The 5,293-nt window shown below is 73.4% G+C and carries 6 protein-coding genes; 3 read left to right on the plus strand and 3 right to left on the minus strand.

What is annotated here, in order from left to right; genetic code table 11:
* Positions 1-293: 293 nt before the first annotated feature.
* Positions 294-1,706 carry an argininosuccinate synthase gene (gene argG / locus ACWCYO_RS40130; protein WP_270149966.1) on the plus strand — a complete coding sequence of 471 codons (1,413 nt, stop codon included), beginning with the start codon at positions 294-296 and terminating at the stop codon, positions 1,704-1,706.
* A gap of 200 nt (positions 1,707-1,906) precedes the next feature.
* Positions 1,907-2,575: a GAP family protein gene (locus ACWCYO_RS40135; RefSeq protein ID WP_449786992.1), complete on the plus strand. Its 669-nt coding sequence runs from the start codon at positions 1,907-1,909 to the stop codon at positions 2,573-2,575.
* A 70-nt stretch (positions 2,576-2,645) separates the two neighbouring features.
* Here the strand turns inward: ACWCYO_RS40135 and ACWCYO_RS40140 are convergent, their stop codons facing one another.
* The 3 genes from ACWCYO_RS40140 to ACWCYO_RS40150 form a co-directional block, all read right to left on the minus strand.
* A complete protein-coding gene (locus ACWCYO_RS40140; protein ID WP_270149963.1) occupies positions 2,646-3,341 on the minus strand; it encodes a hypothetical protein in 696 nt (231 codons plus the stop codon).
* Positions 3,338-3,907: an RNA polymerase sigma factor gene (locus ACWCYO_RS40145; protein ID WP_270149962.1), complete on the minus strand. Its 570-nt coding sequence runs from the start codon at positions 3,905-3,907 to the stop codon at positions 3,338-3,340. Before ACWCYO_RS40145 ends, ACWCYO_RS40140 begins: the two co-directional genes overlap by 4 nt.
* Before the next feature lie 292 nt (positions 3,908-4,199).
* Entirely contained in the window at positions 4,200-4,673 is a 474-nt protein-coding gene (locus ACWCYO_RS40150; RefSeq protein WP_270149961.1) for a MarR family winged helix-turn-helix transcriptional regulator, read from the minus strand.
* A 158-nt stretch (positions 4,674-4,831) separates the two neighbouring features.
* Between ACWCYO_RS40150 and ACWCYO_RS40155 the strand changes: the two genes are divergently transcribed.
* Positions 4,832-5,242: an organic hydroperoxide resistance protein gene (locus ACWCYO_RS40155; protein ID WP_270149959.1), complete on the plus strand. Its 411-nt coding sequence runs from the start codon at positions 4,832-4,834 to the stop codon at positions 5,240-5,242.
* Positions 5,243-5,293 lie beyond the last annotated feature (51 nt).

A 5,293-nucleotide genomic window follows, 5' to 3' on the forward strand; every position in this document is an offset into this window, starting at 1 on the left:
GTCCATCGGTATGTGGTGGTGTGTGCCTGTCACAGGCCCGCGAGGGCGCCCATCGGAGTCCGGCCCGACCCGCCTCCCGCCCCAACCCGCCTGCGATCCACCCGAATTGACCCGACCGAAGGCCACCGCAACGCGGCCCCGCGAGTAGCCGCCCCGGTCGACGCGTTCGTATGCTCTTGCGGTACTCTGCAAATCTATGCCAGAGTGCGGGCATCGGATCAATCAGGCCGAATCCCCTCACACGTCGCTAAATCAGGAGCCCGCGCCCGCGCGGGTGGGTCAAGGGTGCATGCATGTCGAAGGTCTTGAGCAAGCTGCCGGTCGGTGAACGGATCGGCATCGCATTCTCCGGTGGGTTGGACACCTCCGTCGCGGTCGCGTGGATGCGCGAGCACGGCGCCGTCCCCTACGCCTACACGGCCGACATCGGCCAGTACGACGAGCCGAACCTCGCCGACGTCCCCGCCCGTGGCCGCGCCTACGGCGCCGAGCAGGCCCGCCTGATCGACTGTCGGGCCCCGCTGGTCGAGGAGGGCCTGGCCGCCCTGGCCTGCGGTGCCTTCCACATCCGCTCCGCCGGGCAGACCTACTTCAACACCACCCCGCTCGGCCGCGCCGTGACCGGCACCCTGCTGGTGCGGGCCATGCAGGAGGACGGCGTCTCCATCTGGGGCGACGGTTCGACCTACAAGGGCAACGACATCGAGCGGTTCTACCGCTACGGCCTGCTCGCCAACCCGAACCTGCGGATCTACAAGCCGTGGCTGGACCAGGACTTCGTCAACCAGCTCGGCGGCCGCAAGGAGATGTCCGAGTGGCTCGCCGAGCGCGACCTGCCGTACCGGGACTCGGCCGAGAAGGCCTACTCCACCGACGCCAACATCTGGGGCGCCACCCACGAGGCCAAGCGGCTGGAGTACCTGGACACCTCGATGGAGATCGTCGCCCCGATCATGGGCGTCGCCTTCTGGGACCCGGCCGTCGAGATCCAGACCGAGGACGTCACCGTCGACTTCGAGTTCGGCCGGCCGGTCCGGATCAACGGCCGTGAGTTCGGCTCCGCGGTCGACCTGGTGCACGAGGCCAACCGGATCGGTGGGCGGCACGGCCTGGGCATGTCCGACCAGATCGAGAACCGGATCATCGAGGCCAAGAGCCGCGGCATCTACGAGGCCCCCGGCATGGCGCTGCTGCACATCGCCTACGAGCGCCTGCTGAACGCCATCCACAACGAGGACACCCTCGCCACCTACCACACCCAGGGCCGGCGCCTCGGCCGGCTGATGTACGAGGGCCGCTGGTTCGACCCGCAGGCGCTCATGCTGCGCGACAGCCTGCAGAAGTGGGTCGGCCAGGCCGTCACCGGCAGCGTCACGCTGCGGCTGCGGCGCGGCCAGGACTACTCGGTGATCGACACCCAGGGTCCGAACTTCAGCTACCACCCCGAGAAGCTGTCGATGGAGCGCAGCGTCGACGCCGCCTTCGTCCCGGACGACCGGATCGGCCAGCTGACCATGCGGAACCTGGACATCGCCGACTCGCGCAGCAAGCTGGAGCAGTACGCGGGCCACGGCCAGCTGGCGCAGTGGAGCGGCCTGATCGGCGAGCTCGCGCCGGGCGGCGCGGCGCCGATCGCCTCCGGCACCGGCAACGAGGCGGAGCCCACCGCGCTCGACCACGCGGCGATGGAGTCCGGCACCGACTGACCGGGCGCCGCCCGTCGCAGCCGGTCCCGGGGGCCGTCGCACCACACCGGTGCGGCGGCCCCCGGGCGTTCGGCGCCACCGCGCAGCAGCGCACCGCGAGGCGGCCGCCCTCACCCGAACGGCCGTACCGGCCGTGCGCTCCGCCCCCGGTGGTAGCTGAATGGCGGACGGTGCCCGGCGACGGGAAGGCAGGTCCGGGGATGGGTGAGGCGATCGGCCCGATGCTGGCCTCGGCGGTGGCGGTCGCGCTCAGTCCGCTGCCACTGATCGTCGTGCTCCTGATCCTCGCCTCGCCCCGCGGCCGGTCCAACGGGCTCGCGTTCACGGCGGGCTGGGTGCTCGGCCTGGCGGCGGTCGTGGCCCTGGTGGTGGCGGCCGGCAGCGCGCTGAACCCGGGCAATGGCGAACCGACCTGGTCGTCCTGGCTGAAGCTCGTCCTCGGCGCCGCGCTGCTCCTGCTGGCGGCCAAGCAGTGGCGCGACCGTCCCCGGCCCGGGCACGTCACCGCACCCCCGGCGTGGCTGCTGGGGATCGACCGCCTCACCCCCGCCAGGTCCGCCGGGCTCGCCGTCGCCCTGATCGTGGCCCGGCCGAAGAGCCTGCTCCCGGCCATCGGCGGCGCCGCCTCGATCGCCGCCGCCCCGCCCGGCACCGGTGCGAAGGTCCTGGCCGCCGCCCTGATGGTGCTGATCGGTTCGCTGGGCACCCTCCTGCCGCTCGCCGTCCAGCTCCGCGGCGCCGACCGCTCGCTCCGCGCCCTCGGCGAATGGCGCGCCTGGACCGCCGCGCACCACGCGGCGATCATGACGGCCGTCCCGGTCGTGCTCGGCGCCGACTACCTCGGCGGCGCCCTCTCCGGGCTCACCTGACCGGCACCCCGCCTCACCCTTGCCCCAGCCGCTCACCGGATCGGCACCACCCCGCGCGCGCCACGCCCCCTCACCGGATCCGCACCACCCCGCGCCCCCGCACCGCCCGTACGCCGAGCCGCCCGGGATCGGCCCCCGGGCGCGCCGCCACCGCGCCCCGCAGGGTCAGCAGGATCTCCCCGTCGTACCGCTCCGCCAGCAGCCGGGCCAGCTCGGCGGCGCGGCCCGGGCGGGCCGCCGGTGCCAGCTCCGGCAGCCGGCCCGGGTCGCTGAGGTCCTCGGCCTCGGCGGCCCAGCGGGCCGCGTCGCGCCGCTCGCCCTCGGCGGCGTAGTGCACGGCCAGGCAGTGGACGGCCAGCTGGTCGCCGTACTGGGTGGCGATCCGCCACCAGAAGACCCCGTCCGCCGTGCGACCCATGCCGTAGAGCAGGCAGCCGAGGGTGCGGAAGGCGGCCTTCTCGGCGAGTTCGAGGTCCAGGGCCAGTTCCCCGGGCTCCACCGCGCCGACCACCCCCGCGCACAGGTGCCGCAGGTCGCGCCGCAGGTCGGACCGCCCGGCGCCCCAGGGGTGGTCGCCGGCGGCGGGGGCGTGCGGCGGCCGGGCGACGGTGGGCGGCCGGGCGGGGCGCTCGCGCCCGGTCGGGACGGCCCGCCGGCCGGCGGCCAGCCGCTCGGCCAGCCCGCGGGTGAAGGCCGCCGGGTCGTGGTCGCGGCATTCCTGCGCCAGCTCGGCGGCGTGTGCGCGCAGCAGCTCGGTGCCCCTCATGGCGCCTGCCCGTCGTCCGGGTGCTCCAGCAGGTAGTCCAGGTGGCGCCGCCCGAGGCTGTAATAGGTGCGGGCGGTGGTGTGGGCGATGCCGAGCGACCGGCCGATGTCGGGATAGGACAGGCCCGCCTGGCGCAGCCGGACGACGTCGGCCTGGATCGGCGCGGCCCGGGCGAGCTCGTCCATCGCCCAGTCCAGGGCGTCCAGCTCGGCGAGTTCCTCCAGCTCGTCCTGGCTGGTGTCGGGGCGGCGCTGGGCGATCACTCGCAGCCGTTTGCGCTCGGCGCGGCGGCGCTCGCGCAGGACGTCGACCACCGCGTCCTTGACGATCTTGAAGGCGAAGGCCTGCGGGTCCTCGCTGGCCAGGGCGCGGCGCCAGTTCTTGTAGAGCGTGGCGCCGGCGTTCTGCACGGCGTCCTGGGCGTCCTCCCGGTGGCGCAGGCGCTGCTGGGCGTAGCGGAGGTAGCCGGTGTTCTCGCGGGTGAAGAACGCCTCGAAGTCGTTCGGCAGGTCGTCGAGCGGGTCGGCCCGCAGGCTCCGCTCCCCGCCCGGCCCGGGAGTGTTCACACGCGCCCCCTTTCCTGGGTCAGCTGGCCGGCACACCGGATGGCACGCCGACGGCCCTCTGGGGGCTCGTGGTGTAACCGTCCGGGAGGCGCGGGTTGTTGACCGGATCGGGCGGGCAATTGGCGAACGTTTCCGTTCACTTTCGAACAGCACCGCTGAGCTGCCCGTTCGCGCACATGGAACGCCATCCGACGAGCCGGACGTGACCCAGATCACACTCCGTCGACCACCGGCTTGACAAGCCCCGCGACGCCGCTGCGGCGATCGGCGGAAACACCGGCCGCATGGCGGCCTACGGCGCCGGCTCCACCTCCGCCGAGTCCAGCGCGACGGTCACCCGCTCCAGCAGCGCGTGCAGCGCGGCCAGGTCCTCGACCGGCAACCCGGTCGCCGCGAGCAGCCGACGCGGCACCTGCCCGGCCCGTGCGCGCAGCGCCGATCCCTCGACGGTGAGGCCGACGGTGACCGACCGCTCGTCCTCCGGACTGCGCTCGCGACGCACCAGTCCGGCCGCCTCCAACCGCTTCAGCAGCGGGGAGAGGGTGCCGGAGTCGAGCCGCAGGCGCTCGCCGATCCGCTTGACCGACAGGTCGCCGTCCTCCCAGAGCACCAGCATGACCAGGTACTGCGGATAGGTGAGCCCGAGGTCCCGGAGCAGGACCCGGTAGACGCCGCCGAAGGCGCGCGAGGCGGCGTTGAGCGAGAAGCAGATCTGCTGGTCCAGGCGGAGCAGTTCCTCGTCCGCCATGCCGGGGAGCGTGGTCATGAACCCAATGGTACCGATCACAGTCGCGCGATTTAGTTGTGCGCAATTGAATTGAGTGCTCTACTTGTGGAGCAGTCGGCAGCCGTACCGCCGCCGAAGCACCGACGACTTCGCACGCTTCCGCACACCACGGACCGCGCACCACGAAGGGACCCACCATGGACGCGCTCTACACCGCAGCCGCCACCGCCAACGGCCGTGAGGGCCGCGCCGTCAGCTCGGACGGCCAGCTGGACCTCGCCCTCGCGATGCCGCCCGCGCTCGGCGGCAGCGGCCAGGGCACCAACCCCGAGCAGCTGTTCGCGGCCGGCTACGCCGCCTGCTTCGCCAGCGCCCTCGGCCTGGTCGGCCGGCAGGCCCGGGTGGACACCGGCGAGATCTCGGTGACCGCCGAGGTCTCCATCGGCAAGGACGACGCCGGCTTCGGCCTGTCCGTCGTGCTGCGCGTCGAACTGCCCGACTCGCTCGAGGGCGAGACCGGTCTGCAGCTGGTCAAGCAGGCGCACGAGGTCTGCCCGTACTCCCGCGCCACCCGGGGCAACATCCCGGTCGAGCTGGTCGTCGAGTAGCGCGGAGTGGTGGGGGGGGGCGCGGCCCCCCCCCCCCCGACCCCCCCAACC

It is taken from the genome of Kitasatospora sp. NPDC001683 (assembly GCF_053596495.1).